Annotated in this window: 13 protein-coding genes; 6 read left to right on the top strand and 7 right to left on the bottom strand. The window is 59.6% G+C overall.

Annotated elements, in window-relative coordinates; translation table 11 throughout:
- Nucleotides 1–19 precede the first annotated feature (19 nt).
- Complete coding sequence (locus AB7813_RS10285) at nt 20–1,924, bottom strand: sigma 54-interacting transcriptional regulator (RefSeq protein ID WP_439083126.1); 1,905 nt, start codon at nt 1,922–1,924, stop codon at nt 20–22.
- A 166-nt stretch (nt 1,925–2,090) separates the two neighbouring features.
- Between AB7813_RS10285 and AB7813_RS10280 the strand changes: the two genes are divergently transcribed.
- The 4 genes from AB7813_RS10280 to cynS all read left to right on the top strand — a co-directional run bounded on the left by AB7813_RS10280 (nt 2,091) and on the right by cynS (nt 6,201).
- Nucleotides 2,091–3,476, top strand: coding sequence for a CmpA/NrtA family ABC transporter substrate-binding protein (locus AB7813_RS10280; RefSeq protein WP_439083128.1), 1,386 nt, complete (start codon nt 2,091–2,093; stop codon nt 3,474–3,476).
- A gap of 205 nt (nt 3,477–3,681) precedes the next feature.
- The gene (gene ntrB, locus AB7813_RS10275; protein WP_439066578.1) at nt 3,682–4,521 is read left to right on the top strand and encodes a nitrate ABC transporter permease; all 840 of its coding nucleotides are present in this window, start codon (nt 3,682–3,684) and stop codon (nt 4,519–4,521) included.
- A 246-nt stretch (nt 4,522–4,767) separates the two neighbouring features.
- Nucleotides 4,768–5,673, top strand: coding sequence for an ABC transporter ATP-binding protein (locus AB7813_RS10270; RefSeq protein ID WP_439083130.1), 906 nt, complete (start codon nt 4,768–4,770; stop codon nt 5,671–5,673).
- A 39-nt stretch (nt 5,674–5,712) separates the two neighbouring features.
- Nucleotides 5,713–6,201, top strand: coding sequence for a cyanase (cynS, locus tag AB7813_RS10265; RefSeq protein ID WP_184518426.1), 489 nt, complete (start codon nt 5,713–5,715; stop codon nt 6,199–6,201).
- 175 nt (nt 6,202–6,376) lie between these two features.
- Here the strand turns inward: cynS and AB7813_RS10260 are convergent, their stop codons facing one another.
- From AB7813_RS10260 to AB7813_RS10240, 5 genes are all read right to left on the bottom strand, one after another.
- Entirely contained in the window at nt 6,377–7,882 is a 1,506-nt protein-coding gene (locus AB7813_RS10260; RefSeq protein ID WP_439083132.1) for an Eco57I restriction-modification methylase domain-containing protein, read from the bottom strand.
- Between the two features lie 19 nt (nt 7,883–7,901).
- Nucleotides 7,902–8,621: a hypothetical protein gene (locus tag AB7813_RS10255; protein ID WP_441228085.1), complete on the bottom strand. Its 720-nt coding sequence runs from the start codon at nt 8,619–8,621 to the stop codon at nt 7,902–7,904.
- Between the two features lie 45 nt (nt 8,622–8,666).
- Nucleotides 8,667–9,779: a hypothetical protein gene (locus tag AB7813_RS10250; protein ID WP_441228084.1), complete on the bottom strand. Its 1,113-nt coding sequence runs from the start codon at nt 9,777–9,779 to the stop codon at nt 8,667–8,669.
- 2 nt (nt 9,780–9,781) lie between these two features.
- Complete coding sequence (locus AB7813_RS10245) at nt 9,782–11,671, bottom strand: sensor histidine kinase (RefSeq protein WP_441228083.1); 1,890 nt, start codon at nt 11,669–11,671, stop codon at nt 9,782–9,784.
- A gap of 63 nt (nt 11,672–11,734) precedes the next feature.
- Entirely contained in the window at nt 11,735–12,097 is a 363-nt protein-coding gene (locus AB7813_RS10240) for an ATP-binding protein (protein WP_441228082.1), read from the bottom strand.
- Between the two features lie 338 nt (nt 12,098–12,435).
- On the opposite strand from AB7813_RS10240, the gene AB7813_RS10235 reads away from it, so the two are divergent.
- Entirely contained in the window at nt 12,436–13,314 is an 879-nt protein-coding gene (locus AB7813_RS10235) for an effector binding domain-containing protein (RefSeq protein ID WP_439083141.1), read from the top strand.
- 171 nt (nt 13,315–13,485) lie between these two features.
- Here the strand turns inward: AB7813_RS10235 and AB7813_RS10230 are convergent, their stop codons facing one another.
- Nucleotides 13,486–14,250 carry a hypothetical protein gene (locus AB7813_RS10230; protein WP_439083143.1) on the bottom strand — a complete coding sequence of 255 codons (765 nt, stop codon included), beginning with the start codon at nt 14,248–14,250 and terminating at the stop codon, nt 13,486–13,488.
- 120 nt (nt 14,251–14,370) lie between these two features.
- Here AB7813_RS10230 and AB7813_RS10225 point away from each other — a divergent pair, with 120 nt between their 5' ends.
- Nucleotides 14,371–15,435, top strand: a complete 1,065-nt coding sequence (locus AB7813_RS10225) for an alpha/beta fold hydrolase (protein WP_439083145.1) — start codon at nt 14,371–14,373, stop codon at nt 15,433–15,435.
- Nucleotides 15,436–15,448: the final 13 nt, after the last annotated feature.

Genomic DNA, 15,448 nt, shown 5'->3' with positions numbered 1-15,448 from the left:
TGTGTGGACGCGCAGTGGCTTACGCGCCCATCCGCCCGCGCGCACCTTCGATCCCCAGCACCTTCATCCGCGAGGCCAGCGTGGTCGGCTTGATGTCCAGCAGCTCCGCCGCGCCGCCGGGTCCGAACACCTTGCCGGATGTCGCGGCAAGCGCCGCGAGGATGTTGCTGCGTTCGTGATCGCGCAGTTCGGCTGACGTCATCACCGCCGGCCGGGCGTCGGGCTTCACGCGATGTGAACCCGCGGCATGATGCGGGCCGGGCGCATCCGGCAGGTCGATCCGCAGCCGGCCGTTCTGCGCCAGGATCACCGCGCGCTCGATCACGTTCTGCAGCTCGCGCACATTGCCCGGCCAGTCGTAGCGCGACAGCCGCCGCGCATCGCCTTCGGACAATCGCAGATCCGATTTCAGTTTCTCGCTGAGCAGGAAGTGCTGCGCCAGCAGGGGAATGTCCTCGCGGCGGTCGCGCAGCGGCACCGACTCCACGGGAAACACGTTCAGCCGGAAATACAGGTCCTCGCGAAACCGTCCGCGCGCCACCTCCTGTTTGAGATTGCGGTTGGTGGCGGCGATGACGCGGACGTCGACGGAGCGCGTGCGTTCCTCGCCGACGCGCTCGAAATTGCCTTCCTGCAACACGCGCAGCAGCTTGCCCTGCAGCTCCAGCGGGATCTCGCCGACCTCATCGAGAAACAGCGTGCCGCCATCGGCGAGCTGGAAGCGGCCGATGCGGTCGCGCACCGCGCCGGTGAAGGCGCCGCGCACATGGCCGAAGAATTCGCTCTCGAACAATTCGCGCGGGATCGCCGCGCAATTGACGCGGATCAGCGGCCGGTCGCGGCGGCCGGAGGCTTCGTGGATCGCGCGCGCGATCAATTCCTTGCCGGTGCCGGACTCGCCGGTGATCATCACCGCGGCCGTGGTGGGTGCGACGAGCTTGACCTGCCGCAGCGTCTTCTGGATCGCCTCGCTCTGGCCGATGATGCCGCGCGGATTGGTCTCGATGCGGATTTCCTCTTGCAGATAGGCGTTTTCGAGTTCGAGACGCTCGCGCAGCCGATCGACTTCGGCCAATGCGGCATGCAGCTTTTCATCCGCCTCGCGGCGCTGGCTGACATCGCGAAACACGATCACCGCGCCGACCACCATGTGGCGGTCGCGGATCGGCGTCGACGTGTATTCGACCCAGACCGGCGAGCCGTCCTTGCGCCAGAACACCTCGTTGTCGACATTGTGCACGGCGCCGTCGCGAAACGCCGCATAGATCGGGCAGTCGTGATCGGGATAGTGGCTGCCGTCGTGATGGCTGTGATGCACGATGGGGTGGATTTCCTTGCCGACGAGCTCATCGGCGGTCCAGCCCAGCATGCGCTCGGCGGCGGGATTGACAAAGGTGGTCTTGCCATCGGCATTGACGCCGTAAATGCCTTCGCCCGCGGCGCGCAGGATCAGCTGGTTCTCGCGCTCGATGTCCTGAAACACGCGCTCGACCCGCTGCCAGGCGGCTATGCCGCCGCGCATGTGATCCTCGGCGGCGGCATCGACATGGCGGCGGCGGCGCTGTTCGAGATCGCTCATGGTGAGCAGCAGCAGCGCGCGTTCGCCCTGTGGCACAAGCGATCCCGCATATTCGAGCTGCAACGCTTCGCCGGTGGCGTGGCGCGGCGTCAGCGTGTTGGTCCAGTAGGAGCCCTTGGCCAGCACCGCCTGGGTGAACACGATCAGCGCCGGCAACTGGCCCGCATGCAGCGCGCTGATCTTGATCTGGCGCAGCAGCGCGCGGTCATAGCCGAGCAGGGTGCAGGCAGCCGGGTTAGCGTCGATGATCTGGTCGGCATGGGGATCGAGCAGCAGCGTCGGCTCGACCGAATAATCGAAGGCGATGGTTCGCAAATCATGCGGCTGGGCCGTTGCCAAATCCATCGGCGAAACTCCGAAAAATCGTAATCATGCTACGAATTTTCGTGTAGCACGAATTCTCGTAATCGCCAATATTGGCCCGAAATGCCTGCGGCGATTGGACATTCCGGCCAGCGCTGCGCTGGCACACTCCTTGCGTAAATGACCTCAGCGTCACCGAGGAGGTCACATGTCCACATTCGACAATCCGTTCGATCCCGCCCGCCGCTTGCGCGCCGGTGCCTGCAGCTGCGGTCAGCACGCCAGCCAGTCCGAGCATGAAGCCACGCTGCAGCTTCGCTGCGACATTCCCGAGACCGAGGACAAACGCTACGAGGGCGTCGTCGCCTCGGCGGTGATGCGCGCGGTGTTTCCGAAGGAGGTCGCACGCCGCGCCTTCCTGAAGTCGGTCGGTGCGTCCAGCGCGCTGGCGGCGCTGTCGCAGTTCTTCCCGATCAAGACGGCGACCGAGGTGTTCGCGCAGGGCGCCGGCAAACTGGAAAAGACCGACCTCAAGGTCGGCTTCATCCCGATCACCTGCGCCACGCCGATCATCATGGCCGATCCGCTCGGCTTCTATAAGAAGCAGGGGCTCAATGTCGAAGTAGTGAAGACCGCCGGCTGGGCCGTCATCCGCGACAAGACCATCAACAAGGAATACGACGCCGCGCATATGCTGGCGCCGATGCCGATCGCGATCTCGCTGGGCCTCGGCTCGCAGCCGATCCCCTATACCGTGCCGGCGATCGAGAACATCAACGGCCAGGGCATCACGCTGGCCATGAAGCACAAGGACAAGCGCGATCCGAAGGACTGGAAAGGCTTCAAGCTCGCCATACCGTTCGACTATTCGATGCACAATTATCTCTTGCGCTACTATCTCGCCGAGCACGGCATCGATCCCGATACCGATGTGCAGCTGCGCTCGGTGCCGCCGCCGGAAATGGTCGCCAACCTGCGCGCCGACAATATCGACGGCTTCCTGGCGCCGGACAATATCTGCCAGCGCGCGATCTATGATGGCGTCGGCTTCATGCACATCCTGTCCAAGGAAATCTGGGACGGCCATCCGTGCTGCTCGTTCGCAGCGTCCAAGGAGTTCATCACCACGTCGCCGAATTCCTTCGCGGCGCTGACGCGGGCCATCGTCGACGCCACCGCCTATGCGTCGAAGGCGGAGAACCGCAAGTCGATCGCGGAGGCCATCGCGCCCGCCGCCTATCTCAATGCGCCGCCGGTGGTGCTGGAGCAGGTGCTGACCGGCACCTATGCGGACGGGCTCGGCGGCATCAAGACCGATGCGAAGCGCGTCGATTTCGATCCGTTCCCGTGGCAGAGCTTTGCGGTGTGGATGATGACCCAGATGCAGCGCTGGGGCCAGATCAAGGGCGATGTCGACTACAAGGGCGTCGCCGAACAGATCTATCTCGCCACCGACACCGCCAAGGTGATGAAGGAGATGGGTCTGACCCCGCCGGCGACGAGCTACAAGTCGTTCGCGGTGATGGGCAAGACCTTCGATCCGGAAAAGCCGAAGGAGTATCTGGCGAGCTTCAAGATCAGGAAGGCGACGTGAGAATGGTTGTCGCGAGCGCTTCTTCCTTGCCTCTCCCCGCCTGCGGGGAGAGGTCGACTGGAGCGCGCGTAGCGCGTGGAAGTCGGGTGAGGGGGACTCTCCGCACGCTCCGCAGCGCGCGGAGAGCCCCCCTCATCCGTCGCGAACTTGCTTCGCAAGCTCGCACCACCTTCTCCCCGCAAGCGGGGAGAAGGAAAGGACCACAATGATCCAATCCCTCCGCTTCCGCGCTGCCGTCGTGTCCATCGCGATCTTCCTCGCCTTCATCGGCGTGTGGCACCTCGCCACGCGGCAGACGGCGAGCGTCGGCACCATGTCGCCGGAATACGCCAAGCTGATGGGGCTCACGGCGACCTCAGGCAAATCCGCGATGCCCGGTCCGCTCGATGTCGGCGCCAAACTCTGGGAGCACCTGAAGCGGCCGTTCTACGACAACGGCCCGAACGACAAGGGCCTCGGCATCCAGCTCGCTTATTCGATCGGCCGCGTCGGGCTCGGCTATCTCATCGCTGTCATCGTCGCGATCCCGCTCGGCTTTCTGATCGGCATGTCGCCGCTGATGAACAAGGCGCTCGATCCCTTCATCCAGGTGCTGAAGCCGATCTCGCCCTTGGCCTGGATGCCGCTCGCCCTCTACACCATCAAGGACTCCTCGCTGTCGGCGATCTTCGTGATCTTCATCTGCTCGGTGTGGCCGATGCTGCTCAACACCGCCTTCGGCGTCGCCGCCGTGCGCAAGGAGTGGATCAATGTCGCGCGCACGCTGGAAGTCGGCACCTTCCGCCGCGCCTTCACCGTCATTCTTCCGGCGGCCGCGCCAACCATCCTCACCGGCATGCGCATTTCCATCGGCATCGCGTGGCTGGTGATTGTCGCCGCCGAGATGTTGGTCGGCGGAACGGGGATTGGTTACTTCGTCTGGAACGAATGGAATAATTTATCGATCACAAATGTGATTATCGCGATCCTGATGATCGGGATCGTCGGCATGTTGCTGGACCAGATATTGGCACGCTTCACCCGCATGGTTACGTTTCCGGAGTGATGCGATGCGATTTGTAATCTTGATGAATGCCGCTCCTTCCTTACCTCGCCCCGCACAGCGAAGCGAAGCTTCGCCAGGCGGGGAGAGGTCGGGGCGCACGCGTCAGCGTGCGGCACGGGTGAGGGGAACTCTCCACACGCTCCGAGCCTGCGGAGGCTCCCCCTCATCCGACCGCGCTTCGCGCGGCCACCTTCTCCCCGCAAGCGGGGAGAAGACAAGAGCGCCATCGCCGCGAAAGCAGACCGCATGACCACCAAATTCATTTCCATCGAGGGCATCGCCAAGCGCTATCCGGCGTCATCAGGCAACGGCAGCACGACGATCTTCGAGGATCTCTGGCTGTCGATGCCGCCTGGCGAGTTCGGCTGCATCATCGGTCATTCCGGCTGCGGCAAGACCACGGTGCTGAACATCCTCGCCGGGCTCGATGAGCCCAGTGAAGGCACCGTGATCGTCGACGGCCAGGCGATCTCCGGCACCAGCCTCGACCGCGCGGTGATCTTCCAGAGCCACGCGCTGCTGCCGTGGCTGACGGTGATGGGCAACATCGCCTATGCGGTGTCGTCGAAATGGCGCAAGTGGGACAAGGCGAAAATCCGCGCCCATGCGCAGACCTATATCGACAAGGTCGGCCTCACGGGCTCCGAGCACAAGCGGCCGTCGGAACTGTCCGGCGGCATGAAGCAGCGCGTCGGCATCGCGCGCGCGCTGTCGATCACGCCGAAGATCATGCTGATGGACGAGCCTTTCTCGGCGCTCGATGCGCTGACGCGCGGCACGCTGCAGGACGAGGTGCGGCGCGTCACGCTGGAGACCGGCCAGACCACCTTCATGATCACCCATGACGTCGACGAGGCGATGTATCTCGCCGACAAGATCTTCCTGATGACCAACGGCCCCGGCGCCGTGCTGGCGGAGATCGTCGAGAACCCGCTGCCGCGGGATCGCTCGCGCATCGATCTGCACAAGCACCCGCATTATTACGCGCTGCGCAACCACATCATCGATTTCCTGGTGACGCGCAGCAAGAGTTTCACCGCCACCACGCCGCACCACGACCCGCGCCATGTGCCGGTGGTCAGGCCTGCATTCCCCGAGGCGCCACTCACTGAAACATCGGTGATGCCGTCTCTTCACAGCGCGACGCGCTAGCCGCGTCAACCGAAGCCTCACCACCGAAGGAGAACCATCATGCTGCGATCCGACCTCACCGAAAAGCTGCTCGACATCAAGCGCGAGAAGGAATGGACCTGGAAATATATCTGCGAGCAGATCGGCGGCTATTCCGAAGTGCTGATCGTCGGCGCCATTCTCGGCAACATGAAGCTGACCAAGCCGCAGGCGGCCAATGCCGGCGAGCTGTTCGGCCTCTCGAAGAGCGAGACTGCGATGCTCAACGAGATCCCGATGCGCGCCGAAAACGTGCAGATGCCGCCGCAGGATCCGCTGATCTATCGCTTCTACGAGATGGTGATGGTGAACGGCCCGGCCTGGAAGGCGCTGATCGAGGAGGAATTCGGCGACGGCATCATGTCGGCGATCGATTTCGACATGGTGATGCAGCGCATCAGTAACCCCAAGGGCGACCGCGTCCAGATCACGATGTCCGGCAAGTTCCTGCCATACAAGTATTACGGCGCGACGGGCAATGTGCCGGAATATGGGTTCAAGGAGGGGTAGGGGAAGTCTCCTTCCTTCCATGTCAGGGGCGCGCACGTTTAAGTGCGGGTGAGGGGCTGCTACGCAATATCAAAAAAAGTGGGGGCTCCTCACCCTGCCTTGCTGCCAAGATGAAAATCCGCTTGCGCTGCTGCCGCATTGTTGTGCGGTCTGCGTAGCAGGTTTGCTTACTCTGCTATCTTAAGCAACTGTCTGCAATTCGAGAACACTCCGATTCTTCACCATTTTTCAGCGCCTGAATAGCTTGGCGGTAAGTACTCCAGTTCGTTCTCACGCTGCCAAGCTGTGGGATCTGTAGTTTAAGTAGATCGCACGGTTCGTGCTTCAGAAGACCCGCTGCGTACGGTCTTCCATTACACCTCATCTGATCCCTAACGTCCGATTGAAGAAGTGAGATAGCTATGCCAAGGCGATCCTGCCAACTGATGCTTGGGTCAAGAAACGTCACCGCATAAAGAGTGTTTGTCACCGTTAGGTCAGGCATCGCGCGAAAGCTCAAAGTTGGCATTGCTGCTGACATGCCACTCATAAAGGCATCACAAACGGGTAGATCTGGACAGCGAAACCACGGCTTTCTAATAGACACCTTATGGTTTTCAACCTTACAGCCACCATTTAAGCCGAAGTCGAGGTAAGACTGAACAAAGCGGTTGTTGACGATCCGAGCGCTCGGCTTGAAAAGCCACACTCGTTCATCGGCATCTTTCAACGCTGTCCACTGCGCTAAAGTCATCTTTGGTGAGTTAAGATGCTTTGCCTTAGAAAGTACGGGACTTACGGCTGACGCTGGTAATTTTAGAAGTTTGCGTCGGCTCTCGTTCAGGAGAAAGTAGGACGAATCGCCAGTCACGGTTCCGAGGCGAATGCTAATAAGCGTCTCGAGGGGCTGCCGCTCTTTTGGGCTCTTGATGGCTGGACTAACAACCGAACGAGATGTCCGAGGCTGTTTTGCGCGAGCGCCGGGCGCAAGAGCAATGATAAGGTCATCTATTGAAGCGACTTCATATCGAGAGGTGTTCTGCCGTTTAATCCCTGGATCGCTTGTTTCTCGGCGCCCTTTTGCAAGGAGCATAATCGACCCTTCTTGGACGTTCTCAGCCCGAAAAATAGGCGTAGTAGTACGGAAAACGTCAATACTGGAGAAGTAATTCGAAATTAGTTCGCGAAGCGGCACAGCGTAATTAGCGTAGTCCCAAGCTGCGGGAAGGAGAAAGCAAAGACTGCCGTCTTTCTTTAAGAGCCGAATCGAAGCGCAGAGAAATGCGTACCAAGCATTACCGTTCCCCGTTATGCGGATCTGTTCGGAGAGGGACGCATCAATCGCGGCTTTTCGAATTGCGGCGTCGAGCCGTTCAAGCGCTATGTACGGAGGGTTAGCGACGATCTTGTCGAATCGCTGCTCCGTGGTGCGGGACCACCGAAGGAACTCAGTGCCTCTAAGAATATTACCAAAGCGATCGTTGGGCTGAGGCTTTGCATCAACGTCCAAGCCGGTGATGGCTTCCTTCTTCACGCCATTTCGCGACATCGCGCCGAGTAGCGCTCCATTGCCAACACATGGCTCCAGCCATGTATCCGATTTCTTGTTTCCTAAAGCGCCGATCATCGCATTTGCCAGCAGCAAGGGGGTCTGAACCACACAGGAATCCGGCACTTCAATAGTTTTTGCGGTTTCTATCACGACACTAGCCACTGTTAGCTTAAACGACGAAAAGGTCGGCGTCAGGCTGTGCTGCCTTTAACGACGACCATGGAGAGCCAGACGACTTCTTTAACTGATTGATCTTCCAATTTAGGAGGCGTTCAAGTCTGTGCTGCTGGATGGGGGCCCATCGATTCAGGTGAGGTACCTGACCCGCAGTGTGCGGCCCCCACCGATCTTGGAAGAGCTCCGCCAGGACGTACTCAGCAACGGCTGGTGGCGTCATCATGATCGCAGGTAGGCGTGGTGCCGGCAATGCTTTTGGAAATGGCAGTGCATCCGATTGACCGAGGATTTGAGTGTGAAAGTAGCAACCCGGAGCTTTCGGATCCGCTATTTCCATTCGCCACATTGCGATTTCTTGTTCAGGTTCGCCGTTTGTCGCCGCGTATTTTAAGCGAACGCGCGTTGATGCGATTCCGACCACGCCAAAGAATTTTGCGGGCGAACGCTTCTTTTGAGGTGCTTCGCGTTTTATCCGCCATTTTGCGGTGATTTCGCCAACTACTAGCTTCTGTCCGCCGCCGCCTGGTTCGTAATCCTTAGCAGCTAAGGTAACCAGCGGATTTGAATCGGGTATCTCCCAGTCTATTGCCGAGTCGGTTGCGCTATTTCGATAATTTTCCAGTTCCCCATGGAAGCGAGACAGTACCCCACGGGAAGCTGGTGCAATGAAATCCTTCGAAAGCTCTGTGAACGAGCTGACCTCATTCAACATATCCTGAAATCCGAATCGCAAAATTGGCATTTGGGCGACAGACTTTCAAAGCTTGTTTTTTTCACTTTGGGGAACGAGTGCAACAAATTCCGTTGAATCAGCCAAGTCGGCAGGAATCCAGGCGCCATCTGCAAAAGACGGCCAGCCATCTGGCTTAATTTCTATAGAGCTCACTAGCTCAATCAACTTATCACTCGGCCGTAATTCGCTATCCAAAGATACAACTGGATTCTGTATATCCGTAAACGTGGCACTCTCAGAGATTGCCGATGTCACGAGTTTATGGATGGCATCTCGATCAAACGATTTGCCATTGGTTTTCTGATATATCCAGTATTCCAACCCGGATCGCCACCACCGCAGTCCCGCGAATTCACTTAAGATACCCTTATACTCAAAGGCGCGGAGCGCTGCTTTGATGGTGCTGCCCTCTTTTCCTTTTACTAATTGAGAAAAGGATTTCGGATCGATCCTCAATCGAGCCGCTAGGTAACGCTCGTCGATCAAGAAAGTTGGATATGGAAGGATGACGTGCAGGAGCCAACGCAGCACAGCAATCCCTGATCCATTTCCAATCATGATGTCATGAGGGGGATGAGACCGATCGATTGCTTCGATCGCAGATTGTCTCCACCTCACCTTTTGAGGGAGCTTCAGCAGCGAGAGTAGCTTGTCCTTCGTCTCGGAGGTTTTGGGCCAGCGATTCGGCAGCGCCGCAACCGCATCGGCCAAAGCGCTTACGGCGACGGGGAACGTTTCACGCCCTTGGCCTTTCGAGAATACCCACTCGAGGTCGACCGACTGAGCGATCGCGTGCTCTCTCCCTGTGGAGGATCGACCGCCATTCAGATCGGTCAACATCCCAGAGTTTAAGCAGAAGGCCACTGGGCTGGCCTTTAGCTGACTAAGATTGGATCTCAGTACAGCCATCAGCGCCACTCCATCTTTTGGCATCAGCGATGGCGTCTCTTGACGATCTCGTTCCGGCCAGTGATCCAGCTTGAAATCCACAAGTATTAGTTTGGCCTTCTTTAGATCCTGAGCCACGACGTCGTTAGGGTGTCGCACTGTAGTCCGAATCGTGTCGCCTAAGAGAACCTTCGTCGTCCGACCGTCCTGGTCATCGATTATTAGCACAACACCTTTTTCCGTCGTCATTTCTACTCCGGAAATACAATTTCGATCGCCGTTGCAAATCCATTTGTGGGCTCTGCAAACTTGATCGTTGCGCCATATTCTTCCAGCATGGACCGCGTGATTGTGAGACCTAACCCCATGCCTTGACCAAGAACAGTGTCTACTTTGGTAGTTGTGGATTCAAAAGGCTGAAAGAACCGCTCTCGATCTCGGGTTTTAACCGCGCTCCCGGTGTTTTCGACACGCAGAGTGATTGTGCCATTGGTACGTTGCCGTGCCGTTGCACGAATGGTGCCCTTCGGACCGGCTGCTTTGACTGCATTTGAAAGAAGGTTGGAGAATACAGTGGTCAGCTCCGCCGCAAACATTGGGGGAGACTTTAGATCGTATGGGATTTTATTGATGATCTTGATTCCGCGCCGATCTGCGCTGCTCGCCACGAGCTTGGCGCCTGTATCAAATCGATCAGCGAACGACTGCTTCGAGCGTCGCCGCCGAACATCAGGCGTCACAACATCGACAAGGTAGGAAGCCTGTCGTTCAACGGCTCGTTTTAGATCGCCGACATCTCTCTGCAAAACGGCAAGTTCACGTCTGTGCTCTTTGGGAAGCCCTTGCATGTTCGAGATCTTGGTTAGAGATCGCTCCATGGCCGTTGCCATGTCGGTCAACCCATTTATCTCATGAATGAATGCAGCAACTTGGGTGCCAACCGAAGCAAGCACTCGCAGCATTGCAGATTCTTGCGATGTCTCCTCAGCTCGGTTGGTAATATTCTCAACTTCTGAAAGCGCTGATAGAAACTCTCGGCTCGCGGATTCGATTTTTCCCGCTGAAACGAATTCTCGCGCCTTTGTCGCATGGGTTTTAGCTTCATGCATGCTACGTTGCGCGATTTCGGTGGCCGAAAGGTACGGGTTGGTAGCAGCTCCATCGGACGATTGACGTTGAATTCGTCGGTCAGTCCGCTTTTTTTGACTCGCCGCCATTTGGACGCGAGTTGATAGATCGATCCCCGTTCGCACTATTGTTGTTAGGTCAGACAGGGCTTGATTTGGTATGAATCCTTCGCGGTTCACAAGCATCCGTAGTCCAGGCGAATCCCGTTCGGTCAAAAACACCGCGCCAAAGTAATGCTTGTTTGGCAGATGGTTCAGTCCTGCATCTGAATCTCTTTCTGCTGTGTTCAGCTGACCCGCGAGTTCCGGTTCAGGTAGAGACCATCGACCACGTTCCGCGACATCCTTGTCCAATTGAAGCCAGTCATCCGTGGGCTCTCCATAAGGAAGAACTCGAAAGCCCTCCATAAAGACGCGAATCCCGTTCGACCGTCCGGCCCATCGCTTCATTGGTTCGTCTCCGCGGGCGACGCCAGTACGCTTTAGAATGCGAGCTTGAAAGAAGGGGCCCTCTTTTGGTGCAGGATGGGGCATGACAAACTCACGCAATACCGCGTCGCTCTGCTCATCTTCCGTTGTTAAGGCAGTAGGTGCGATTGAGAATCGTACAGTTTGACTGCGCTTGTCCGCGTCAATTTCGATGATCCAAGTGGCGGCGTCCACCATGGACGTCCAGTAGTCATCAGGGGGCGCCAACTCTCCGTCCAGCTCAACGGAGAATCTTTGCCCAGGGGCGGCCGATATATCTCGGACTCGCGGCGTAGCGAACAGAAGTTGTTTTGCGACGTTTTTTGGAATGGGCTCGACAAGCGGCAAAGGCGGCTGGAATGCCTGCAACTCTTCCAAGAACCGACCATGTTCTGAAGTGGTCCACTTGCGACGAAGATTTTTTAATACGATCGTCGTTCCGGCGTTCGCTGCCTCGCTTTGGGAGATACTGATTTTAATCGCGTCCGTCTTGTCGACGTCTGCGAGGGTCTGGCTTTCTTCGACTTTATCCCAATCGATGCTCACGTCGACGGTCTCACCGGATGCAGGGAGGTGGCTAGAGCTACCGCTCCGCGGCATTGTGTCGGACTATCTTGCCGAACTGACTTCGACGAGTCTGGCAAGTTTATGCGCCGCTAATCGGCCAACGCCTTTTTGGCCAGTATAGCGCCGTTGAAATACCTTGGATCGTCGTGTGCGGTCGTCCTTAGTCCGAGAGGCGATCGTCAGAAATCCCTTTTCGAATTCCGCTTTAGACATCCCGATGCCATTATCGCGAATGGTTATGAAGCCGCGTCCGGAGTGCGACAACGATTCCCCATAGACCACAACGGTTGTTGCATCCGCATCGTATGCGTTCTTGATAAGTTCGATGAGCGCGGTCGAGTCACGCCCAACCAGAAGCTCTCCCAGTTCTCGAAAAAGATGGGTGTCTACTGAAAACGTTGTCATGGAGTGCCCGCAGTCGCGTAACTCTTAGAGTATCAACTATTAATTAATAGGCAGTTCCGAAGGGCTGCCTACGTCATTTGCCAGTCGGATGCTTCATTTGAACCGTATTTTGAAGCTCCCTCAACATCTTAGCATGTGGATTGCACAGCCTATAGTGCGTCCCGATGAGAATTGCGGTAGCTCGGAAATTCCTCCGCCTCGACATCGCTAAGAAAAATAGTACCGTGAGCCACGGCGACGTCCCACGCGATGTGATAGTCGGGAACCGCGTAGTCTTTCGGCCCACCCCAGCAAGACCGATCAAGACAGCCCCCCGTCTGAGCTGCCATATCGGTCCCATGAGCCAACCCGTTCCGCACCGCACGCCTGATCTCGTCGCCGTCCTTGCCTGGATCGAGCAGCATCTCGACGATCCGCTGAGCGTCGAGACCATCGCCTCGCGGGCCAACCTCTCGCCCTATCATTTCTCGCGGCTGTTCTCCGCCGCGATGGGGCGGGGCGTGATGGCGCATGTGCGCGGGCGGCGGCTGGTCCGCGCGGCGCAGCGGCTGGTTGCTGATCCCGATCTGCGCCTTGTCGATCTCGCACTCGATTGCGGCTTCGACTCGCAGGAGGCGTTCACCCGCGCGTTTGCCCGCGTGTTCGGCGTCGCACCGGGGCGGTTTCGGCGCGGCTTCAGTGTTACTCCCATCGAAGGACAATATCCGATGACCATGCCCGATGACGTCGCCGTCGCTGTCACCCGCTTGCCGGACCTCGCGGCGCTGGACGCCTTCACCGTCGCAGGTCCTTCGGCGCGGTTCGATGAGGCGAACAAGGCCGAGATTCCGCAACTGTGGTCGAAGCTGATGGGCGCATTGCCGTTCAAGGGACAGGCGCCGAGCTGGACCACCTATGGCGTGGTCTGGAATGTCGACCGCGCCGAAGGCAGCTTCGATTACATGGCCGGCGTCGGCGTGGAAGAGGGCGCGGTGCTGCCCGCGGGCTTTGCGGCGAAGCGCATCGCGGCGTCGACCTATGCAGTGTTTCGCATCACACTGAATGGCGGCGCGGTGCATCCGCAGATCAAGCACGCGATGGCGACAATCTGGGGCGAGCTTGTGCCGGCCTCCGGGCTCACCGTCGCCGACCGGCCGGACTTCGAGCGCTATGACAGCGAGTTCGCGCCGACCAAGAAGGGCGCGGTGATCGATTTCTATTTGCCGGTGGAGGTGTGAGGTGGCGAGGTTTTCTCGGTCGTTATGGCCGGGCGGCGCGAAGCGAGCTTCGCTAGATGACCCGGCCATCCACGTTGCTTTCTGCGCTCGGCGCAAAGATGGATCCCCGGGTCAAGCCCGGGGATGACGTGGGGTGTGGAGGCATGACGGCGTCATACGGATGGCGGCGCGCTAATATCGCCGGCTGCCTCTTGCCCGCAGCGCCGGGTGATCCCGTTCCGGCGGCGTATGCGCGGCTTCCAGCAGCGCCATCGCGTCGTCCGGGATCTGTGTCACATCGACGCCGCCGCGGCGCATCTCCTTCAGCGCGGTGCGGATCGCAGCGTCGCGCTCCATCATCTCGCGGCCGGTGCGCGCGGGCATGTCGATGTGGCGACGCGGGCGCCGGCGGCCCATCGCCTCCAGCCGCGCCATCTTCAGCAGTTGCAGCGCCTGCATCAGGCGGTCGATATCGACATCGGGCTGCGCTTCCAGCTCGCGCACGGCGCGCTCCGCCAGCGCGTGGAGCCTCTCGGCGAGTTTGCGCAGCTTGAGCTTCTGCGAGGCGCGGGCGGAGGGCACGGTGTCGGTGGCGCGCGGCGCGAAGAGCGGGCGCTGCCAGCCGCCGTCGCGGGTCCAGCGGCAGATCGAGGCGCGGCCGACGCCGGTTTGCTTCGCGATCTCGCCATAGGTCAGCACCGTCGTCTCGATCAGGCGGCGCACCTGCGCGCATTTGGCATCCCCATGCGGCCGCTTTGAGCCGCGCACGCGCGGGCCGCCCACAAAGGCGTCCGGCGCCTCGGGCTCATCGGGCGTGACGCGGAGGCGAAGGATGGGGCCGAGGAAAGGGTGCGACATGTGAGAGAATATATACCTATAGACGGGATTGCGCAAGCCGGGCGTGCGGTGTTCGCTGCATCGCCGTCCGTCGCCGCCGATATCGTGGGAGGCGCGCATCCGGTCACTTGGCTGCACCTGTGATTGCGCGATAGGCTGGCACACGTCGATCGTGCCTGGCTCACAAAGAGAGGGCGGCGCGATGCGGAGGAAACCCGGCGGGAACGGCAGGGGGATTTCATGGCAGGTGTCGATTATCTGATCACCGCGCGCGGCATCTCGGGCGCGGCCTTCAACGAGAATGTCGGCACCATCCGCTATCTGCGGGTGCCGACCAATGTGGCGATCCCGACGCCGGCGATGGCGACATCGAGCAAGACCGATCTCGCCAAATGGGTGAAGGAGGTGCGCGACATTGCTGACGGCGACCCCAACCAGAATTCGATCAGCGTGGCCGGCGACATCCTCGTCTTCATCCACGGCTACAACAACGATCTCGACATCATCATGAAGCGCCAGCGCCAGCTTGCGAAGGATCTCAAGGCCGAGGGCTGGAAGGGCCTCGTCATCGGCTTCGACTGGCCGAGCGACAACGAGACGCTGGCCTATTGGCAGGATCGCTCCAAGGGCGCCGAAGTGGCGGTGAAGCTGGTGAGCGATTGCATCACGGTGCTGGCGCAGGGGCAGGAGAAGGACTGCGTCACCAATGTGCATCTGCTCGGCCATTCCACCGGCGCCTATGTGGCCATGGAAGCCTTCGTGCAGGCGGAGAAGGATGGCGCGCTGTTCAAGAGCAACTGGCGCGTCAGCCAGGTCGCCTTCATCGCCGGCGACGTGGCGTCGTCGAGCCTCTCGGCGAACGATTCATGGTCGGGGCCGATGTTCAAGCGCATCCTCCGCCTGACCAACTATTCAAACCCCTATGACAGCGTGCTGGCGGCCTCCAATGCCAAGCGGCTCGGCGTGGCGCCGCGCGCGGGCCGCGTCGGCCTGCCGCTGGATGCGCATTCGAAAGCCACCAATGTCAATTGCGGGGACTATTTCGCCACGCTCGATCCCAAGAAGAGCACCTTCTTCGGCGACTTCACCCATTCCTGGCACATCGGCAACCGCGTCTTCGCGCGCGACCTCGCAATGACTCTCGAAGGCGCCATCGACCGCGACGCGATCCCGACACGCGCGGTGGTCGGCGGCGCGCTCATGCTGCAGGACAGACCGCGGCCGAAATTCATGGCCGATTGGGGCATCAAGGCCGCCGCCACCCGCGGCGGCGCGCCGCGGGATGGGACGGGTGTGCTGAGCTAGCGCCGGGAGCCGG

Origin of the sequence: Tardiphaga sp. 20_F10_N6_6 (assembly GCF_052076045.1) — a bacterium.
Lineage (GTDB): Bacteria > Pseudomonadota > Alphaproteobacteria > Rhizobiales > Xanthobacteraceae > Tardiphaga > Tardiphaga robiniae.
Note: the sequence above shows the minus strand (reverse complement) of the source record. Positions and strands in the feature narration are given on the sequence as shown.

Excerpts from the sequence above, each read along its gene's own strand:
- AB7813_RS10285 (WP_439083126.1), bottom strand. The coding sequence starts at position 1,924 with ATGGATTTGGCAACGGCCCAGCCGCATGATTTGCGAACCATCGCCTTC.
- AB7813_RS10280 (WP_439083128.1), top strand. The coding sequence starts at position 2,091 with ATGTCCACATTCGACAATCCGTTCGATCCCGCCCGCCGCTTGCGCGCC.
- ntrB (WP_439066578.1), top strand. The coding sequence starts at position 3,682 with ATGATCCAATCCCTCCGCTTCCGCGCTGCCGTCGTGTCCATCGCGATC.
- AB7813_RS10270 (WP_439083130.1), top strand. The coding sequence starts at position 4,768 with ATGACCACCAAATTCATTTCCATCGAGGGCATCGCCAAGCGCTATCCG.
- cynS (WP_184518426.1), top strand. The coding sequence starts at position 5,713 with ATGCTGCGATCCGACCTCACCGAAAAGCTGCTCGACATCAAGCGCGAG.
- AB7813_RS10255 (WP_441228085.1), bottom strand. The coding sequence starts at position 8,621 with ATGTTGAATGAGGTCAGCTCGTTCACAGAGCTTTCGAAGGATTTCATT.
- AB7813_RS10250 (WP_441228084.1), bottom strand. The coding sequence starts at position 9,779 with ATGACGACGGAAAAAGGTGTTGTGCTAATAATCGATGACCAGGACGGT.
- AB7813_RS10240 (WP_441228082.1), bottom strand. The coding sequence starts at position 12,097 with ATGACAACGTTTTCAGTAGACACCCATCTTTTTCGAGAACTGGGAGAG.
- AB7813_RS10235 (WP_439083141.1), top strand. The coding sequence starts at position 12,436 with ATGAGCCAACCCGTTCCGCACCGCACGCCTGATCTCGTCGCCGTCCTT.
- AB7813_RS10230 (WP_439083143.1), bottom strand. The coding sequence starts at position 14,250 with ATGCGCGCCTCCCACGATATCGGCGGCGACGGACGGCGATGCAGCGAA.
- AB7813_RS10225 (WP_439083145.1), top strand. The coding sequence starts at position 14,371 with ATGGCAGGTGTCGATTATCTGATCACCGCGCGCGGCATCTCGGGCGCG.